The organism is Microbacterium sp. MMO-10 (assembly GCF_037148715.1).
GTDB lineage: Bacteria > Actinomycetota > Actinomycetes > Actinomycetales > Microbacteriaceae > Microbacterium.
In genome coordinates this window covers 13,736-32,547 of sequence record NZ_JBBCSV010000007.1, presented here as the reverse complement: position 1 = coordinate 32,547, position 18,812 = coordinate 13,736, and the positions used below count along the sequence as shown (strand labels likewise).

Genomic DNA, 18,812 nt, shown 5'->3' with positions numbered 1-18,812 from the left:
CCGCGCCGCCAACGTGCCCCATCTTCGGAGTTGTACACCAACGTCGGACGGATCCGCGGAAGGGATCCGAAGAACCGGCACATCTCCGAGCAAAGCGCACACGCAGGCCGGGCGCCGTCCAAGCACCGCGCCGGACACCACCCTCGGCGGTCCCGTGCTATCGCGCCGCGAGCAGCTCCCGCAGGCGCACGGCCTCCTCGGCCGGCATGGCGTACGTGTGCTCGGGAGCGGGATACACGTGACCGCGCACCTCGTCGGCATAGGCGGTCACGCCGTCGATCGCCGCCGTGCGCAGATCCGCGTACCGCTTGACGAACTTCGCCGCGCCGCCGTCGTAGATGCCGAGCAGGTCGTGGAACACGAGCACCTGACCGTCGGCGGCGGATCCGGCGCCGATCCCGATCACCGGGATGTGGATCAGCGCCATCAGCGCCTCCGTGACCTCGCTCGGCACCGCCTCGACGACGAGCAGCGAGCAGCCCGCGTCCTGCAGGGCGATCGCGCTGTCGATCACGGCAAGGGCGGCCTCGGCGGTGCGCCCCTGGGAACGGTAGCCGCCGAGGGAGGTGGCGGTCTGCGGGGTGAGCCCGACGTGGCCGACGACGGGGATCCCCGCCTCCACGAGCGCCCGGGCGCGCTGCACGGAGGTGCCGCCGCGCTCGATCTTGACCAGGTCGCAGCCGGTCTCCTTGACGAAGCGCTGGGCCGTGGCGAGCGCCTGCGCATCGGACGTCTCATACGACCCGAACGGCAGATCCGCGACGAGCAGAGGCTTCGTGAGCCCGCGCCGGACCGCCTTCGTGAGCATGACCATCTCGTCGACGGAGACGGGCACCGTGCTGTCGTAGCCGAGCACCGTCATCGCGGCGGAGTCGCCGACGAGCACCATGTCGACGCCCGCGGCCTCGGCGATCTGCGCACCGGGATGGTCGTAGGCGGTGACCATGACGATCGGTTCGCCGGCCGCCTTCTTCGCGGCGAGGTCGCCGAGCGTGAGGCGACGGGTGGGGGCGGCGTGCGCGCTCATGCGAGGGCCTCCGTGAGCAGTGTGCCGACGGCGTCGTCGACCTGGATGATCGTGTTGGTCCGGTCGACGTGCACCACGGTCGGGACGTAGTCGGTGAGGTCCTCGGGGGCGTAGTCGGCGTAGGAGATGACGATGACGGTGTCACCCGTGTGCACGAGCCGGGCGGCCGCGCCGTTGACCTGGATCACCCCGGATCCGCGTTCTCCCTCGATCGTGTACGTCTCGAATCGGGATCCGTTGTCGACGTCGACGACGTGCACCTGCTCGTGCGGGAGGATGTCGGCCGCCTCGAGCAGGTCGGGATCGATCGTGATGGATCCGACGTAGTGCAGATCGGATCCGGTGATCGTCGCGCGGTGGATCTTCGACTTCAGCATGGTGCGTCGCATCAGGCGTCGCCTCTCCTGTCGGCAGAGCGGAGGGTGTGGTTGTCGATGAGCCGCGCCGCCCCCACCTGGGCGGCGACGGCGAGCAGCGCGTCGCCGTCGAGGCGGGTGACCGTCTGCAGGGTCTCTGCGTCGCGGAGCTCGAGGCACTCGGGAGCGATACCCGCCTCGGCGAGTACGGCGTGGGCCGAGGCGATGATCGTTCCGGCGTCCCGCTCCCCCGCGTCGGCGAGTGCCTGTGCGGCGTCGAGCGACCGATTGAGCGCGGTGGCCTGGGCGCGGGCGGCGGGGTCGAGGTAGACGTTGCGCGAGCTCATGGCGAGCCCGTCGGCCTCCCGCACGATCGGGCAGGCCTCGATCCGCACGTCGAGGTTCAGGTCGCGCACGAGCCGGCGGACCACGAGCACCTGCTGCGCATCCTTCTGCCCGAAGTAGGCGACGTCGGGGGCCACGATGCCGAACAGCTTGGCGACGACGGTGGCGACGCCGTCGAAGTGATGCGCGCCGCGGACCGCGCCGTCGAGCACGTCGGTGACTCCGGCGATGTGGATCGTCGTGGCGAAGCCGTCGGGGTAGATCTCGGACGGTTCGGGCGCGAACAGGATGTCGACACCGTGGTCATCGGCCATCGCGGCGTCGCGAGCCTCGTCACGCGGGTAGCGGCTGAGGTCTTCGTTCGCACCGAACTGCGTCGGATTGACGAAGAGCGACACGACCACGAGGTCGTTGTTCCTCCGAGCCTCGTCCATGAGCGACAGGTGCCCGTCGTGGAAGGCGCCCATGGTGGGAACGAGCCCAACCCTTTTGTCCTGGCTCTTCGCCTCGCGGACGGCCTCGCGGACCTCGGCGATCGTGCGGATGATCCTCATGAACGGGTCCTCTCGGCCGACGGGCTCGCCCCCGCCGGGGTCGTCGGGCGAGCGTCCCCCGTGGTCGTCGGGCGGACATCCTCCGGGGTCGTCGGGCGGACATCCCCCACGGCCGTCGAGCGCCCCTCCCCCGGGGTCGTTGAGCGAGCGGAGCGAGACGAAACGCGGTCACCGGCATGTCCGGCGAGCACCCGGGTCTGCGCGATCAGCGCATCGACGACCGGGAGCAGTTCCGGGTCGCCTTCCGCGATGGCCGCCCGCTGCCTCGCGACCGTCACCTCATCGCCGCGAGCGATCGGTCCGGTGAGGGCGTCGGCCGCGCCGCGCTCAGCCCAGTTCTCGATCGTCTGCCGCACGAGGGGTGCGAGAGCCGCTCGCGCCTCCGCAGAGGGAATCCCCGCGGATCTGGCCACCTGCTCTGCCGCATCCAGCACCGCGAGGAGCAGGTTCGAGGCGATCGTCGCCGACGCGTGATACCCGGCGCGGTGTGCATCGTCGACCCGGAACGGGAGCGCGCCGAGCGCGCGAGCGATGCCATCCGCTGCCGCGAGCGCCTCCTCCGTGCGCCCGTCGATCGCCGCGCCGATGCCTCGGAAGACGGCCGGCGGCTCGGATCCGGTGAAGGTCTGCAACGGGTGGACGCTGAAGTCGACGTCGTCGAGCCCCGTCGCGCCGGAGACGTGGCCGACGAGTGCTGCATGCGGGCGCGCGGCCTCCGCCGCGTCGTGGATCGCCGCGTCGGGCACGCAGAGGAGGGCGACGTCGACCGCGGGCATCGCCTCGCCCCGGCGCAGCGGCCCGAACACCGTGAACCCGACATCCCGCAGCGCTCGCGCGAGCACGCCGCCGAGCCGCCCGGCGCCGACGACGGCGATGCTGCGGCCGGGGGCGGCAGGCACGAAAGGGGAAATCGGATTCATTGTTGGACCCCGGTCGGGATCGACGCCCGGGACGGGTCGAGTATCCGCCCGCGAGGGGATCCGGGACAAATCGGAGATCAGTCCGACAAGTGACAAGGAGCTCAGTTGGACTTTGTGCGCTTTGATTGAGCAACTGGCTCAACAGTACGCTCCAGAGTCTCAGTGAGACCTTCGCCCTGCACCGCCCACACCGGCGACGAGTTGTCCCCCGATTCAGCCCCGGAACACACCAGCCATCACACCCCCGTACAGACTGCATGCATGGCGATCCTCAACTGTCAGATCGGGGAACATGCATGCATACTGTAAGCATGCCGAACGTGCTGATCCGCGACCTCGATCCGGCGGTGCACTCGGTGCTGTCCGCGCGGGCCGAAGCGCGCGGACAGTCCCTGCAGCAATATCTGACCGGAGAACTGACGCGGCTGGCGTCCCGCCCGACGCTGCCGGACATGCTTGTCGAGCTGGAGCAGCGGCCACCCCAGCACGTCCCCCGCGCGGCGATCCTGAAGGCGATTCAGGATGGTCGTCGCGGTCGATGATCGTCGTCGATGCCTCGGTCGTCGTGGAACTGATCGGTGAGCACGGTTCCGCCTCTCGACTGCATGAGCGCATCCTGGGTGAGACGCTCCTCGCACCCGACTTCCTGCCCGTCGAAGTCGCCTCAGCCTTGCGGGGATTGCACCTCGGGGGGCACCTCGAGGATCATGCTCTCGTCATCGCCGCCGACGATCTCCTCCGCATCCCCATCGACTTGCACCCGTCTCTGCCGCTGGCTCCGCGGATACTCGCACTCCGGCATAACTTCTCCGCCTACGACGCGGCCTATGTCGCACTGGCCGAGGCCTTCCACTGCCCCTTGATGACACTCGACCGCCGGCTGGCCAAGGCTGCGCAAGCGCACTGCGAAGTCGAGGTCGTGCCCGCCTGAGTGAGCGCAAGACGTCACCGCTCGGCATGGGACCGTCGAGGTTACCGCTCGACCTGGAGGCCTCGGGCGAGGCAGGTCGTTGCACCGACTTCGTCGCGAACACTCCTCGACCGGAGGCAGGATCCGTTAGCCTCGCCCCATGCCGTCCCCCGCCACGCTCGCCGCCCTCCACGACTTCGTCGAGGAGCGCGATTGGGATCAGTTCCACTCGCCGGAGAACCTCGCCAAGAGCATCTCGATCGAGTCCGGCGAATTGCTGGAGTGCTTCCAGTGGGGGCCCGACTTCGACCAGACGCGCGTCGAGGAGGAACTCGCCGATGTCGTCACGTACTGCATCCACCTGGCGAACCGAATCGGCGTCGATCTCGACGAGATCGTGCTGCGCAAGCTCGAATCGACGCGCGAAAAGTATCCGGCCGACCAGGCGCGCGGCCGCATGGTGAAGTACACGCAGCTGGCCGCCGAGCGCGCGGGCGACGCCGAGCGGGCCGATTCCGACTCTGAAGCGTCGGCGAACCCCGAAGGCGCCAAGGGGCTGGGCCTGCCATGACCGGCTTCCGCATCGAGAGCCTGCCGTTTCGACGCATCGTGCTCGATCAGCAGGCAAGAGACGACCCGCGCCTTTCGAATTGGCCTGTCGTCTATGTCATCGACGGCGCCCAGCGGCGGCCGAGACCCGGGCTCTACGTCGGTGAGACCGTGAACGCACACCAGCGGATGGTTCAGCACCTGGGCGGCCCGAAGCGGGATGCGCGACTCGACACGGTCCGTGTCATCGTCGACGAACGATTCAACAAGTCTGCGTGCCTCGACCTCGAGTCGCACCTGATCCGGTGGTTCTCCGGCGACGCGCAGTACGAGGTCCTTAACAGCAATGCCGGACTCGCCGCAGACGCGCAGTACTACGAGCGTGAGTCGTATCGGAAGTCGTTCCAAGACGTCTTCGACGCACTGCGTGCCGAAGGGCTGTTCACACGGAGCATCGCGGACATCGAGAACAGCGACATGTTCAAGTTGTCGCCCTTCAAGGCGCTGTCCACGGATCAGAACATCGCCGTGGACGGGATCCTCAAGGCGCTCATCCAGGACCTCCGTGCACCTGGCTCCGACTCGACCCTGATCGTCCAGGGCGGACCGGGCACGGGGAAGACCATCATCGCGATCTTCCTCATGAAGCTGCTCGCCGACATCAACGCGCACCAGCCGAACGACGATCTCGAGTTCGATTCGATCTTCGCCGACTACTTCCTCGAGGGAAACCGCGAGATTCTGTCCCATCTGCGCATGGCGCTCGTCATCCCGCAGCAGTCGCTTCGCGAATCGGTGAAGCGGGTGTTCGCCAAGACGCCGCGGCTGGACCCCAAGAGCGTCATGACCCCCTTCCAGCTGGCCGAAGCCGACGACGACTTCGACCTCGTCTTCGTCGACGAGGCGCATCGACTGGGCCAGCGGGCGAATCAAGCCTCAGGCGTGCAGAACGGAAAGTTCCGTGACATCAATTTCGCGCTGTTCGGGACCGACGACGCGAAACACACACAGCTCGATTGGATCCGTGCACGCAGCCGCCACCAGATTCTGCTGATCGACGAGGAACAGAGCGTGCGGCCGCACGATCTCTCGACGGCGACCCTTCGAGAGGAAGTCCGTTCGGCGCAGGAGCGAGAGCACTACTTCCACTTGATGACCCAGATGCGTGTCAAGGCCGGCTCGGACTACATCGGCTTCGTTCGCGCCGCGCTGCGCGGCGAGGATCCGATTCGCCCAGATCTCGGCGACTACGAGCTGCGATTCTTCGATGACCTCGGTGCCATGCGTGAGGCGATCCGGGTAGCCGACCGCGCGGCAGGCCTGTCGCGTCTCGTCGCAGGATACGCGTGGGACTGGGTATCGAAGAAGAACCCGGCTGCGTTCGACATCGCCCTCGACGGCGAGCAGATGCGCTGGAACAAGGCCGAAAAGGACTGGATCAACTCTCCGGGCTCCCTCAACGAGGTCGGTTCGATCCACACCGTGCAGGGCTACGACCTCAACTACGCGGGGGTGATCATCGGGCCCGACCTGCGGGCGGATCCGACGACCGGTCGGATCTTCGCCGATCGCAACCGCTACCGCGACAAGAAGGGCAAGGAGAACACCGGATCCTTCGCCGGCGGTTTCTCCGACGAGCAGCTGCTCACGCTCATCCGCAATATCTACGGCGTCCTTCTCACCCGTGGCATGCGGGGAACCTTCGTCTACGTGTGCGACCCGGACCTGCGGGAACGATTGCGGAGCGTGTTCGCCCGCTGAGAGCGACTCCGCGCATTCATCGAGCGGGATGCGCGAGGATGACCCCATGACTCTTCAGCGCACCGTTCTGCTGCACGTGTCCGGACAGCCTGCGGACGTCGCACGGGCCATCGGCATGGCCGACATCCTGCACAGCGAACGCCCGGAGACGCGGATCCGCATCATCGTGAACGGGCCGGCGATCCCCGGAGTCGCCGCCGGAGCCGCACCTCTTCCACCGACCGAGGTCGCCACGGTCGAGGCGTGCGAAGGCGGCCTCCGCGGTCACGGGATTCCGGTCGACCAGCTCCAGCCCGGTGTGATCACGGTGCCTGCCGCGACCGTCGCGCTCAGCGACGCCCAGTTCGATGGGGCCGCCTACATCCGCGTCTGATCGACGTTGCGGATCCGGTCTGCGCCACGCGCGGACGACGCGCCGGGAAAGTCGGTGGACGCTGATTGGCTGGACGGATGGAGATCCCCACTCTGGTCCTGCTCGTCGTCGTCGCGGTGCTGATCATCGCCTTCGCGTTCACGGTGTGGGGTTTGAGCCGCCGCAATCGGCGCGTCAACGACGAGCTGCGGCGCCGCTATGCCGACGAGGAGAGCTCGCTCGTCGAGCGCCAGGCCAGTGCGACGCGTGAATTGCAGAGCACGCACGACGAGACGCTCGCCGGGCTGACCGCCCGCCACGACGCCGAGACGAAGCAGCGTCTCGACGCGCACGCGGAACAGGTGCGCACACTCACCGCCGAGCGCGACGCCGCGATCGCCAACGAGGAGGGCTCCCGGCTCCTCGCCGGCCGCGGTCTGCGCTGGGAGCTCGCATCCCGTGAGGTGCTCGTCGACGCCTGTGAGGCGGCGGGGCTGGATGCGATCGTCGCGACCAACGTCGTGTTCTCGCCGCGTGATGAAGGATCTCTCGCCCCGTACTGCGCGCAGCTCGACCATCTTGTGATCACCGAGAAGGCCGTCGTACTGGTCGACAGCAAGAACTGGAAGGGCCTCATTCTCGACGGCAAGAAGCCCTCGTCGCTCGCGGGAGCGCTCGGGGTGCTGTTCGACGAGAACGCGCTGCCGACGTCATTCGCGATCTCGGTGACGCCGGACGGCACCGAGCGTCTCGACGTCCGCACCCACCTCGGCTCCGATTCCCCCGCCTCGCAGGTGCGGCGGCAGGCGCGTCGTTTCCATCAGCACCTGCTCGCACAACACGGCTCCGCGCCCTACGTGCAGACCTGCGTGTTCTACTCGCACCCCGACGCGCGTCTGTGGACGAGCGGTCTCGACGAGACCGCGCACGCGCAGCCGACGCGCATCACTTCGGTCCGGACGATCCAGAAGGCGCTCCTCGACGCGCAGACCGGCGGCCCCGCCGGCCCTTCGTCGCACCAGCTCACGCAACTCGTCGCGACGGTGCGCGAGCTCGGCGCCGACCTGCACGGCACCGGACGCTTCGCCTCGGAGTTCCGCAGCTCGGTGCCTCTGACCTTCCGGATGCCGGCGCGCGGTGCTCTCTCGCCTGCTGTTGCTGATGGACCGCGGATCCGGGAGTCGCGGGGCGCCCGGACCTGAGTCGCCGAGTATCCGCCGCCCGAGGGGTGGCCGCGCTCAGCAGCCGGGCGCACGAGGCCGCTCCATGCACGTGCCTTCGACGAGCGCGGTGTAGGCCTTGACGACGCGGATCTGCTGACTCGCAGGAGGACCCGTCAGCCTGCCGTTGATCGGGATCCAGCCGGCTCCGAGGTCGATGGCTGCGGAGTAGGTGACCGTAGCCGTCACCGTGAAGATGCCGGGCTTCCTGTAGACGTGGCTCGTGTCGGTGGGGGTGAACTGCGGTTGACCGCTCGCGTCCCAGGCGGCGCCAGGTGTGGTGCTCGTGCGCCGTGCACCGTCGCCGTAATCGAACGCATAACTGACCGGCGTGAATCGGATAGTCAGCGCCCGTCCGAGGACCGACCCGGGAATCGTCTCGGTTGCGGCGCTGCTGACGAAGTTCGCAGGAAGGCCGACGACCGCGACGTTGTCCGGCTCGCCGACGACGGTCGCGGTGGCCGGGACGAAACGAGCGAGGTCGGACATCGTGACACTCCAGCCGGGCGTCGCCGGGGAGGGTTGGCCGACGGGCACACCCACGGGCGTGAGCGAGCGGCAGAAAGCGCTGGGCGGGCCCGGCGTCGCCAGACAGATCTCCTGCGGGGTCGGGGCGCCGCCGCCGGATGCACCTGGATCGCTGGAACCGCCACCGTCGGTGCCGCCCGAGGTGCCGGTTTCGCGGCCCTCCAGAGTGATTCCGTTACCTGTGTTCTCCCCGCACAGGCCCATAATCTGCCTAGCCTCGTCACACTCTGATATTCCTTGGATATCAGCCTGGGCGGCCTGCAACGGGAAGACTGTCAAGAAGACGGCCAGGACCACACTCGGCGATCTTCTTGCTATCGCGCTTCGCATTGAACTGTCCCTGTCATCGAGCTGGAGATGGCGAGCGCCCCACTAGCCGAACGGTCAAATCGCAGAGCCAACGGAACAGTCAGTGGTCTTCCATCCGGCGTCACATCCGACCCGTTCGCATCTTTGATGCGGGTACCAGAGACGTCAACGCAAGCATTTGCTGATACCTCCGAGGCGCGCGAGTCAAATCCGATACCTGAAAACCAGACGAGCTTGATGTCGCCAGACAATGTAAGACCCTGCTTCTGAAGCTCTCGCGCGGAGCTAATGGAAGACTCCAAGGCACTTCCAACTAAGAACTCGGTTGAGTCTGGTGTGTCGATGCCGTTCCGATTCGCATTCGCGGCTTCCACATAATCCCGGTACACCTGCTCCGCCGCTGTGAACGCCTCCGCCTCGCTTGCGAAAAGCGGTGTCGGCGTGGGCTGGGGGGCGGGGTCGGGGGTACAGCCGGCCAGGCCGATCGCGGCGCTGACGAGTACCGCTGCGATGCCCGCGCGTAACGTCCCAGCCAACGGGCCTGCGCGTCCGGCCGGGGTTGCGAGAGCTGTGCTCCGAGGTTTCATGCCCACAAGGTAGCCGGATCCGTCGCACGGCCTCGGAAGTTATCCACAGGCCGTCTTTGCGGAACGACGTCGCGTTTCGTCTCGCTTCGCTCGCTCAACGACCCCGAAGCTCACCCCGTTTAACGACCCCGAAGCTCACCCGCTCAAACGACCCCGAAGCTCACCCGTTCGACGACCCGGGGAAGGCGATGCGTTCAACGCGCCGGGAAGGCGGTGCGCTCAATGTCCCGGGATCGGAGCCGCGATCCCTCGCATCACCAGGTCCACGAGCGCATCGACGCGCTCGGCGGGCAGCGGCCGGCCGAGCAGCGCCGCGTACGACGTCGCCGCGACGAACTGGTCGGCGACGACCGCCGCGTCCACGTCCGCGCGCACCGCACCGTCCTCCTGTGCCTGCGCCACGCGGGCGACGATCCACGACACGATCGGATCCGCGAACCGGTGGTTCAAGGCCTCGCCGAGCTGCGGATCCGTGGCAGTCACCGCTATGAGCGCCCGCGCGAGCTCCACGTTCTCGGCGCGGGCGAGATGCTCCGCCGCCGTGGCGAACCATGCGCGAAGGTCGGCGCCGAGGTCGTCCGAGAACGGCAGCACCACGTCGGCCCCCGGCAGCGCTCCCTCGAGCAGCGCCTCACCCAGGATCGCGGCCTTCGACGGCCACCACCGGTAGATCGTCTGCTTCGAGACCCCGGCCTCCGCGGCCAGCCCCTCGATGGTCACCGCGTCATAGCCGTCTGCGGCGAGCGCGCGACGCATCGCCGCCAGGACGGACTGGCGGGCGTTCTCGCTGCGGGGACGGGGCACCCTCCGAGGGTAGCGAGGTGTACGCTCAGGAATAAGTGGACGCACCGTTGCGAAACCCGATCGCACCTCGGATCCGGATCCACGGCGAACGAAGGAGACACCCATGGCCCTGACCGCGAATTCCTCCATCGGCGACTGGCTGGCCGACCCGACCGGCGGCGAGCTGATCCGCGGACTGCTCGCGCAGTCCGGTGCGAGCGCCGACTCGCTCGCCCCCGTGCTCGGCCTGCCCCTGCAGCAGCTCGTCGTGATGAGCCAGGGCGCGATGCCGCAGTCGGCCATCGACGACCTCGTGCGCGCCGCGAACGGCGGCGAGATCCCCGAGGACACCTCCGCCACCGGCTGGACCGAGCAGGTCACCCCCGGCCGCTTCTCCGGGAAGACGGTGATCGTCACGGGCGCCGCATCGGGTATCGGCAAGGCCACGGCATCCCGCATCGCGCGCGAAGGCGGCCGCGTCGTCGCCTGCGACATCGCGGCCGAGAAGCTCGACGCTCTGGCCGCCGAGTTCCCGGGCATCGTGACCGTGGCCGGCGACCTCACCCAGCAGGACGCGATCGATCGCGTCATCGCCGCGGCCGGCGACCGCATCGACGGCCTCGCCAACGTCGCGGGCATCAACGACGACTTCTCGCCCGCCGGCGAGACCCCGACGCCGTCTGGGACCGCGTGATCGCGATCAACCTCACCGCGCCGTTCAAGCTCATGCGCGCGGTCCTGCCGCTCATGGAGGCGGCGGGACGCGGATCCATCCTCAACGTCTCGAGCGAGGCCGGCCTGCGCGGCAACGCGTCGGGCAACGCCTACACGGCCAGCAAGCACGGCATCATCGGCGTCACGAAGTCGGCGGCGTTCATGTACGGGCCCAAGGGGATCCGCGTGAACTCGGTCGCCCCCGGCGGCGTCGCGACCGGGATCCCCATGCCGCCGCATATGTCCGAGTACGGATCCGGTCGGCTCGCGCCGTTCCAGCAGGCGATCCCCACGGTGGCGACGGCCGAGCACCTCGCCGCGTCGATCACGTTCCTGCTCTCGGACGACGCCGTGAACATCAACGGCGCGATCCTCGCCTCCGACGGCGGCTGGTCGGTGCAATAAGGCAGATCTGCCGGGATCAGCCCCGGCACGGTCCGGTGTCACGATCAGCACATCGCGTGACGATCAGCACATGTTCTGGCCTGAGCCGTGTGCTGATCGTCGCATCGTGTGCTGATCGCGACACCGCCCACCGCCCGCGGCGATCCGTCGCGGCGGCTGATGAGCGCTGGACCCGTCTGCGGAGCCGCGCTCGTGCGCCAGGCTCTAGCTGCCGAGCCCGTCGTCGAACACCTGCAGCGCCGACGTGTCGTTCGTCGCGTCGGTGCGCGCGAGGCGCTTGCCGCGGAAGAACTCGGGCGACGCCTTCGCCTGCACGAACATGAGGATCACGCCGAGCCCGAGCACGGTCACGCCGATGATGCCGACCAACCCCACACCGCCGATGTTGCTGCCGGATCCCGCCTCCGGATCCATGGCGTCGATCGTCGTCTTCACGAAGACGATGAGCAGCAGGATCCCGCCGATGCCGGGCAGCACGATCTTCATGAGGATCGACCCGAAGCCCTCGCGGAACGCCGACTTGCGGAAGTACCAGGGGCTCGCGAGCGCGGTGACGCCGTAGTAGAAGCAGACCATCATGCCGAGCGCGGTGATCGTGTCCCACAGGACGTCCTCGCTGATGAAGCGCATCACGGCGTAGAACACCGAGGCGACGATCGACGAGAGCAGCAGCGCCACGTGTGGCGACTTGTACTTCGGGTGCACCTTCTTCAGCGACGGAGGCAGCGCCCCGTAGTGCGACATCGCGAGCAGGGTGCGCGCGGGCGAGATGGCCGTCGAGTTGATCGACGCCATCGCGCTGACGAGGATCGCGAGGGAGAGCAGGATCGCCGCCGGCCCCATGACCGGGTGGGCGAGCGCGGCGAAGACGTTCTCGATGATGTCGGGGTTGCCGAGCCCGGTCGGTCCGTCGCCGAGGCCCGCGAAGGCGACCGTCGCGGTCGCGGTGCCGACGTAGAGGACCACGAGGATCGCGACGAGGATCATCGCCGCCTTGCTCTCGGTCGACAGCCGTCCCTTCGAGGGCTTGGTCTCCTCACCCATGGTGAGCACCGTGTCCCAGCCCCAGTAGACGAAGATCGACACCGCGATGCCGGCGGCGAAGGCGCTGAAGCTCGACACCTCGAACGGGTTGAACCAGCTCAGCTCCGGAAGCTTCGCCTCCTTGTTGGCCGGGTCGGCGGCGCCCACGAACATCGCGACGACGAACCACACCATGACCGCCATCTGGAAGATCACGGTGATGTACTGGAACACCTTGGTCGAGGTCATGCCCCGGTACGAGATGAGCGTCGCGAGCGCCATGAACGCGAGGCACACGGCGATGTTGATGAACTTGTTCGCCGCGAGGTCCGCGATCGACGGATCCCCGACGAGGATGCTGATCGACTGGAACAGGAACTCCACGGCGATGCCCGCGAGATTCGAGAGCACGAGCACGGTCGCGGCGATGAGGCCCCAGCCGGCCATCCACCCGATCCACGGCCCGAACGCCCGGGTGGCCCAGGTGAACGACGTGCCGGAGTCGGGCATCGCCGAGTTCAGGGCACGATAGCCGAGCGCCACGAGCAGCATGGGGATGAAGCCCATGAGGAAGATCGCGGGGGTCTGATACCCCACTTCGCTCGCCGCCGGCCCGACGGCGGCGGTCAGCGTGTACGCCGGCGCACAGGTCGAGATCCCGATCACGAGTGCACCGAGCACGCCGACCGTGCCGGTCGGCAGGCCCTTCTTGCTGATGCCGGTCACCGAATCGAGCGTCCGCGTCGCCGGATCCGGCGCTCCCTGGTCATACTTCACACTCATGCGAGTCCTGCTTCCTGCGCTCCGTCGCGCACCCCAAGTCGGCACGATGCACTGACGGTGCCGCCCCCCGATTCTATGCTTCGGCTGAATCCGGCGTCACGGGGTGCGGGATCCCGTCGTGTCCTTCGGGGTCACGATCTGCACAGCGTGCGACGATCTGCACAGGTTTCGACCGGATCCCGTGTGCTGATCGTCACGACCTGTGCTGATCGTCACGCCCCGCCGGAACCAGAACCCGGGCGCCCGTCGCACCCGCACGCATCGGCTCGACCGGGGGCCGAACCCGGCGGATCCGGATCCCCCGCCGCCGGTAGACTGGATCCTGCCCCGCCTCCCCTCGCTCCAGGAGCCCGCGTGACCACCCCGAACACCCCCACCACCCACGTCCCCGACTCCGTCGCCAACGCCGCGGCGACGCCGGAGAAGGAGCAGCCTTACGCGGCGCTCGGCCTCAAGGACGACGAGTACGCGCGGATCCGGGAGATCCTGGGCCGCCGCCCCACGAGCGGCGAGCTGGCGATGTACTCCGTGATGTGGAGCGAGCACTGCTCCTACAAGTCGAGCAAGAACTACCTGCGCCGGTTCGGGCAGAAGGTCTCCGACGAGATGAAGAAGCGCCTCATGGTCGGCATGGGGCAGAACGCGGGCGTCATCGACGTCGGCGAGGGCTGGGCCGTCACGTTCAAGGCCGAGTCGCACAACCACCCCTCCTTCATCGAGCCGTTCCAGGGCGCCGCGACCGGCGTCGGCGGCATCGTGCGCGACATCATCTCGATGGGCGCCCGCCCGGTCGCCGTGATGGACGCGCTGCGCTTCGGCGCGATCGACGACCCCGACACGGCCCGCGTCGTGCACGGCGTCACCGCCGGCATCAGCTTCTACGGCAACTGCCTGGGCCTGCCGAACATCGGCGGCGAGACCGTGTTCGACGCGGTCTATCAGGCGAACCCGCTCGTGAACGCGCTCGCGGTGGGCGTGCTGCGCCACGAGGACCTCAAGCTCGCGAACGCCACCGGCGTCGGCAACAAGGTCGTGCTCTTCGGCGCCCGCACCGGCGGCGACGGCATCGGCGGGGCATCGATCCTCGCCTCCGACTCCTTCGACTCGGCCGGCCCGACCAAGCGCCCGGCCGTACAGGTCGGCGACCCGTTCGCCGAGAAGGTGCTCATCGAGTGCTGCCTCGAGCTCTACCGCGAAGAGCTCGTCGAGGCGATCCAGGACCTCGGCGCCGCGGGCATCTCCTGCGCCACCTCCGAACTGGCCGCGAACGGCAACTCCGGCATGCACGTGTCTCTCGACAACGTGCTGCTGCGCGACCCCACCCTGACCGCTGAGGAGATCCTCATGTCGGAGTCGCAGGAGCGCATGATGGCGATCGTCGCCCCGGAGAAGCTCGACGCGTTCCTCGCCGTCGTGAACAAGTGGGACGTCGAGACCTCGGTGCTCGGCGAGGTCACCGGCGACGGCCGGCTCATCATCGACTGGCAGGGCGAGCGCATCGTCGACGTGGATCCCTCCACGGTCGCCGTCGACGGCCCCGTCTACGACCGCCCCGTCGCCTACCCGAGCTGGATCGACGCGCTGCAGGCCGATGCGGCCGAGCTGCTCCCCCGCGACAACGACCCGGAGGCGCTGAAGCAGCAGTTCCTGGCACTGCTGGAGAGCCCGAACCTCGCCGACACCCGCTGGATCACCAACCAGTACGACTACTACGTGCTCGGCAACACCGCCCTCGCCTTCCCCGACGACGCCGGCATGATCCGCGTCGACGAGGAGTCGGGGCTCGGCTTCTCGATCTCGACCGACGCGAACGGCCGCTACAGCCAGCTCGACCCCTACGCGGGTGCGCAGCTGGCGCTGGCCGAGGCCTACCGCAACGTCGCCGTCACCGGCGCCGAGCCCACCGCCATCACCGACTGCCTGAACTTCGGATCCCCGGAGAACCCCGAGGTCATGTGGCAGTTCGGCCAGACCGTCGACGGCCTCGCCGACGGCTGCTTCGAGCTCGGCACCCCGGTCACCGGCGGCAACGTCTCGTTCTACAACCAGACCGGCGACGTGCCCATCCACCCGACCCCGCTCGTCGGCGTGCTCGGCATCATCGACGACGTGTCCCGCCGGATCCCGTCCGGCTGGCAGGACGAAGGCCAGAACATCTACCTGCTCGGCACCACCTCGACCGAGCTCTCCGGATCCGCCTGGGCCGACGTCATCCACGGCCACCTCGGCGGCCTGCCGCCCAAGGTCGACCTCGCCGGCGAGAAGCGCCTGGCGGGCCTGATCGGCGCGGCGCGCGACGAGTGGCTGATCTCCTCGGCCCACGACCTGAGCGAGGGCGGCCTCGGCCAGGCCCTCGCCGAGGGCGTCATGCGCTTCGGCGTCGGCGCCCGCGTGTGGCTGACGGAGCTCATGGAGCGCGACGGCGTGGACGCCGCGACCGCGCTCTTCTCCGAGTCGGCCGGCCGCGTGATCGTGACCGTGCCGCGCGAGGACGACGTGAAGTTCCAGGGTCTGTGCGAGGGCCGGGGCTACCCGGTGCTGCGCATCGGCGTGACGGACAGCGCCCCGCAGCTCGAGGTGCAGGACGTCTTCACGATCTCCGTCGACGAGCTGCGCGCCACGGCGCAGGCGACCCTGCCGGCCGCGTTCGGTCCGACCGTCACGGAGCCGGTCGGCGCCTGACGGCCCGCGAGGACGCTCATGAACAGCACTCCCGAGGAGACCGAGGACCTCTCGATCTACAGCGCACGGCGGCAGCGCCGGATCCGCATCACGGCCTGGGTCGTGATCGTCGCCCTCATCCTGGTCGGCGGCGGATCCACCGTGCTCACGGTGCTGCTGGGCTGAGTCCGTCGGCGCCGCTCACCGGGCGCCGCGCCTCGGCACCGCTCACTGGGCACCGCGCCTCGGGCGCCGTTCTGCAGGGAGGCTCGGTCGTTCTGCAGGGAGGCCTCGCCCTTCGGCCGGGCGTCCGAGCCGGAAACAGGGGGGCCGCGGGCGGATCCGGTTCGCTCCCGGCAGACCCCACCCTGCAGAACAGCACCGGGTCCCTGCAGAACGTCCTCCCCGCGCCGGCGACGAGGGCGGCATCGCCGGCCGAGGTCGCGCCGGCGCCGAGGGCCGCGCCCGCCCGCACGGGGTAGGTTCGAGATCATGCGACCCGACCGAGCGGTGACCCTGCAGGACATCGCCGACCGGCTCGGCGTGTCCCGCTCGACCGCGTCGTTCGCGATCACCGGGCGCGGGCGCGTGTCGGAGGAGACGCGCCGCCGCGTGCACGAGGTCGCCCAGGAGCTCGGCTACCGGCCCAACACCGTCGCCCGTCATCTCAAGGGATCGCGGACCGGCATGCTCGCCCTGCGCCTGCCCCCGGACAGCACCACGATGTCGTACTACATGGAGGCGACCTTCGGGATCGTCGAGGAGGCGAACCGCGCCGGCATGACGGTCGTCATGCTGCCCACCGAGCAGAGCGCCGACCGCGCCGACCAGCTCGTCGCCGATGCGGTGATCCTGCTCGACCCGGATCTCAACGACCCCGGCGTGCACGCGCTGCTCGCCGGGCGCCTTCCCGTGGTCACCGGCGAGCCGACCCCGGACGGCCTCCCGGAGCCCCGAGCCTGGGTCACCAGCGAGCACGCGCCCGCGGTGCGCGCGCTCATGGACCACCTCCTCGAACGCGGCATGCGCCGGCCCGCGATGCTCTTCCCCGAGCTGCGCGGCTACTGGGCCCTCACCGTGCGCGACACCTTCGAGGACTGGTGCGCCGACCACGGCATCCGCCCCCGCATCACCGAGCTGGAGCACCCCGCCCCGCCGGAGGTCATCCACGCCGCCGTCTCCGAGCTCGTCGCGGCGGACAAAGAGGATCCGGTGGATGCGATCGTGACGGTCTCCGACGGCACCGTGCTCAGCGTCGTCACCAGCGCTCAGCAGCTCGGCCGCACGGTGGGCGAGGATCTGCTCGTCGCCGCCCTGGTCGACACCGAAGTGCTCTCCCTCACCCGGCCCTCCATCACCGCGATCGACCTGCACCCGCGCGAGTTCGGGCGGCGCTGCACCCTCGCCGCCCTCGCCGTGCTCGACTCCGAGGGCGCCGCCGAGACCGCGCCGCGGCACGACGTCGTGCCGATCACCGTGCACTACCGCGACTCCACCCGCGGGCACGCCTGACGACCCTCGAGGCATCAGCCGGACCTGATTCCCGAAGACCCTCTTGTTTTGCTTTATCGATATTGCTACTCTTCAAGCACCTTGACCCTCTGACCCTGGCGGCCGACGGCGATGTCGCGTCCGCTCTTCAGGAGCCCTCATGTCAACGTCCGACGAATCCCTGGCCTCACCGACCGAACTCACCGCACAGGTCACGGAGGGCCGCTTCAAGCGCGTTCTCGGCGTGCCGTCGCTCGTGCTGTTCGGCCTCGTCTACATGGTGCCGCTGACGGCGTTCACGACCTACGGCATCGTCACCCAGCTCACCGGCGGGCGGGTCGCCGCGACCTACATCATCACGCTCGTCGCGATGGTGTTCACGGCGCGGTCCTACGCGCGGATGTCGGTCGCGTACCCGTACTCGGGATCCGCCTACGTCTACACGCAGCAGTCGTTCGGCGGTGCCATCGGCTTCCTCGCCGGCTGGGCGCTGCTGCTCGACTACCTCTTCCTGCCGATGATCAACTACCTCATCATCGGCCTGTACATGGGCAGCAGCTTCCCGGGCGTCCCGACCTGGGTCTGGATCGTCGCGGCCATCGCCGTCGTCACCGTGCTCAACGTCGTCGGCATCGTCTCGGTCGCCCGCGCGAACTTCGTCATCATCGCCGTGCAGACCGTGTTCATCGTCGCGTTCATCGCCCTCTCCCTCGGTGCGGCGGCGGGGCACGGCGTCGACCCGCTCGTCCCGTTCACCGGAGACGGCACGGTCGCCGGCTTCCTCCCCCTGTTCCAGGGCGCGGCGATCCTCTGCCTCTCCTTCCTCGGCTTCGACTCCGTCTCGACCCTCGCGGAGGAGGCGAAGGACTCCCGCCGCACCGTTCCCCGCGCGATCATGATCGTCACGGTCGTCGCCGGCCTGCTGTTCATCCTGCTCACCTACGTCGCCCAGATCGCCTACCCGTCGAACCGGTTCACCTCCGCCGACACCGCGAGCATCGAGGTCGTCGCGTCCCTCGGCCAGCAGTGGCTGTCCACCCTGTTCATCGCGGGCTTCATCGCGGGCAGCATCGGATCCGCCCTCACCTCGCAGGCCTCCGTGGCGCGGATCCTGTTCGCGATGGGACGCGACGGCGTGCTGCCCCGCGCCGTGTTCGGCCGCCTGAACAAGCGCTTCGGCACCCCGGTGATCCCGATCCTCATCGTCTCGGTCGTCTCCCTCTACGCGCTCTTCGCCGATCTGCTCACGGTGTCGAACATGATCAGCTTCGGCGCCCTCATCGCGTTCTCCTGCGTGAACCTGGCGACGATCAAGCACTACTTCATGGACCGCGGCGAGCGCCGCGGATGGCAGGCCGTGCGCAACCTGGTGCTGCCCGGCATCGGGTTCGCGCTCACGGTCTGGCTGTGGACGAACCTCTCCGGCATGACCTTCGTCGTCGGCCTCTCCTGGCTCGCGATCGGGTTCGTGCTGCTGCTCGTCGTCACGCGGTTCTTCCGCCGCCCCACCCCGACCCTCGACCTGAAGGAGTGA

Annotated in this window: 16 protein-coding genes and 2 pseudogenes; 11 read left to right on the top strand and 7 right to left on the bottom strand. The window is 68.7% G+C overall.

Going from position 1 to position 18,812, the window contains the following annotated elements; translation table 11 throughout:
- Positions 1–157 precede the first annotated feature (157 nt).
- The 4 genes from panB to WFJ17_RS18580 are packed head-to-tail and all read right to left on the bottom strand — an operon-like array spanning position 158 to position 3,181.
- Positions 158–1,027: a 3-methyl-2-oxobutanoate hydroxymethyltransferase gene (gene panB / locus WFJ17_RS18595; RefSeq protein ID WP_336649208.1), complete on the bottom strand. Its 870-nt coding sequence runs from the start codon at positions 1,025–1,027 to the stop codon at positions 158–160.
- Complete coding sequence (panD, locus tag WFJ17_RS18590) at positions 1,024–1,416, bottom strand: aspartate 1-decarboxylase (protein WP_292888165.1); 393 nt, start codon at positions 1,414–1,416, stop codon at positions 1,024–1,026. Before panD ends, panB begins: the two co-directional genes overlap by 4 nt.
- On the bottom strand, positions 1,416–2,282 hold the full coding sequence (gene panC, locus WFJ17_RS18585) for a pantoate--beta-alanine ligase (protein ID WP_336649207.1): 867 nt from the start codon (positions 2,280–2,282) through the stop codon (positions 1,416–1,418). Before panC ends, panD begins: the two co-directional genes overlap by 1 nt.
- Positions 2,279–3,181, bottom strand: coding sequence for a DUF2520 domain-containing protein (locus WFJ17_RS18580; protein ID WP_336649206.1), 903 nt, complete (start codon positions 3,179–3,181; stop codon positions 2,279–2,281). Before WFJ17_RS18580 ends, panC begins: the two co-directional genes overlap by 4 nt.
- 332 nt (positions 3,182–3,513) lie before the next feature.
- On the opposite strand from WFJ17_RS18580, the gene WFJ17_RS18575 reads away from it, so the two are divergent.
- The 6 genes and pseudogenes from WFJ17_RS18575 to WFJ17_RS18550 all read left to right on the top strand — a co-directional run bounded on the left by WFJ17_RS18575 (position 3,514) and on the right by WFJ17_RS18550 (position 7,976).
- Positions 3,514–3,744, top strand: a complete 231-nt coding sequence (locus WFJ17_RS18575) for a FitA-like ribbon-helix-helix domain-containing protein (RefSeq protein ID WP_336649205.1) — start codon at positions 3,514–3,516, stop codon at positions 3,742–3,744.
- The gene (locus WFJ17_RS18570) at positions 3,741–4,133 is read left to right on the top strand and encodes a type II toxin-antitoxin system VapC family toxin (RefSeq protein WP_336649204.1); all 393 of its coding nucleotides are present in this window, start codon (positions 3,741–3,743) and stop codon (positions 4,131–4,133) included. The genes WFJ17_RS18575 and WFJ17_RS18570 overlap by 4 nt, the downstream gene beginning before the upstream one ends.
- Positions 4,134–4,272: 139 nt before the next feature.
- Positions 4,273–4,590: pseudogene (locus WFJ17_RS18565) on the top strand (nucleotide pyrophosphohydrolase); the annotation flags it as partial.
- A gap of 599 nt (positions 4,591–5,189) precedes the next feature.
- A complete protein-coding gene (locus WFJ17_RS18560) occupies positions 5,190–6,422 on the top strand; it encodes a DNA/RNA helicase domain-containing protein (protein WP_336649203.1) in 1,233 nt (410 codons plus the stop codon).
- A gap of 46 nt (positions 6,423–6,468) precedes the next feature.
- Complete coding sequence (locus tag WFJ17_RS18555; protein WP_251448087.1) at positions 6,469–6,795, top strand: DsrE family protein; 327 nt, start codon at positions 6,469–6,471, stop codon at positions 6,793–6,795.
- 77 nt (positions 6,796–6,872) lie between these two features.
- Positions 6,873–7,976: a nuclease-related domain-containing protein gene (locus WFJ17_RS18550; RefSeq protein ID WP_336649202.1), complete on the top strand. Its 1,104-nt coding sequence runs from the start codon at positions 6,873–6,875 to the stop codon at positions 7,974–7,976.
- A gap of 36 nt (positions 7,977–8,012) precedes the next feature.
- Here WFJ17_RS18550 and WFJ17_RS18545 read toward each other — a convergent pair whose 3' ends face one another.
- Together WFJ17_RS18545 and WFJ17_RS18540 are read right to left on the bottom strand one after the other, a co-directional pair.
- Positions 8,013–8,819, bottom strand: coding sequence for a hypothetical protein (locus WFJ17_RS18545; protein WP_336649201.1), 807 nt, complete (start codon positions 8,817–8,819; stop codon positions 8,013–8,015).
- A gap of 818 nt (positions 8,820–9,637) precedes the next feature.
- The gene (locus WFJ17_RS18540; RefSeq protein WP_336649200.1) at positions 9,638–10,222 is read right to left on the bottom strand and encodes a TetR/AcrR family transcriptional regulator; all 585 of its coding nucleotides are present in this window, start codon (positions 10,220–10,222) and stop codon (positions 9,638–9,640) included.
- A gap of 103 nt (positions 10,223–10,325) precedes the next feature.
- On the opposite strand from WFJ17_RS18540, the pseudogene WFJ17_RS18535 reads away from it, so the two are divergent.
- Positions 10,326–11,320, top strand: a pseudogene (locus WFJ17_RS18535) (SDR family NAD(P)-dependent oxidoreductase).
- Positions 11,321–11,524: 204 nt separating this feature from the next.
- Here the strand turns inward: WFJ17_RS18535 and WFJ17_RS18530 are convergent.
- On the bottom strand, positions 11,525–13,126 hold the full coding sequence (locus WFJ17_RS18530; protein WP_251448072.1) for an APC family permease: 1,602 nt from the start codon (positions 13,124–13,126) through the stop codon (positions 11,525–11,527).
- Between the two features lie 354 nt (positions 13,127–13,480).
- On the opposite strand from WFJ17_RS18530, the gene purL reads away from it, so the two are divergent.
- From purL to WFJ17_RS18510, 4 genes are all read left to right on the top strand, one after another.
- Complete coding sequence (gene purL / locus WFJ17_RS18525; RefSeq protein ID WP_336649199.1) at positions 13,481–15,808, top strand: phosphoribosylformylglycinamidine synthase subunit PurL; 2,328 nt, start codon at positions 13,481–13,483, stop codon at positions 15,806–15,808.
- Between the two features lie 18 nt (positions 15,809–15,826).
- Complete coding sequence (locus tag WFJ17_RS18520; RefSeq protein WP_251448067.1) at positions 15,827–15,973, top strand: hypothetical protein; 147 nt, start codon at positions 15,827–15,829, stop codon at positions 15,971–15,973.
- A 306-nt stretch (positions 15,974–16,279) separates the two neighbouring features.
- On the top strand, positions 16,280–17,299 hold the full coding sequence (locus tag WFJ17_RS18515) for a LacI family DNA-binding transcriptional regulator (protein ID WP_336649198.1): 1,020 nt from the start codon (positions 16,280–16,282) through the stop codon (positions 17,297–17,299).
- Between the two features lie 139 nt (positions 17,300–17,438).
- On the top strand, positions 17,439–18,812 hold the full coding sequence (locus tag WFJ17_RS18510) for an APC family permease (protein WP_336649197.1): 1,374 nt from the start codon (positions 17,439–17,441) through the stop codon (positions 18,810–18,812).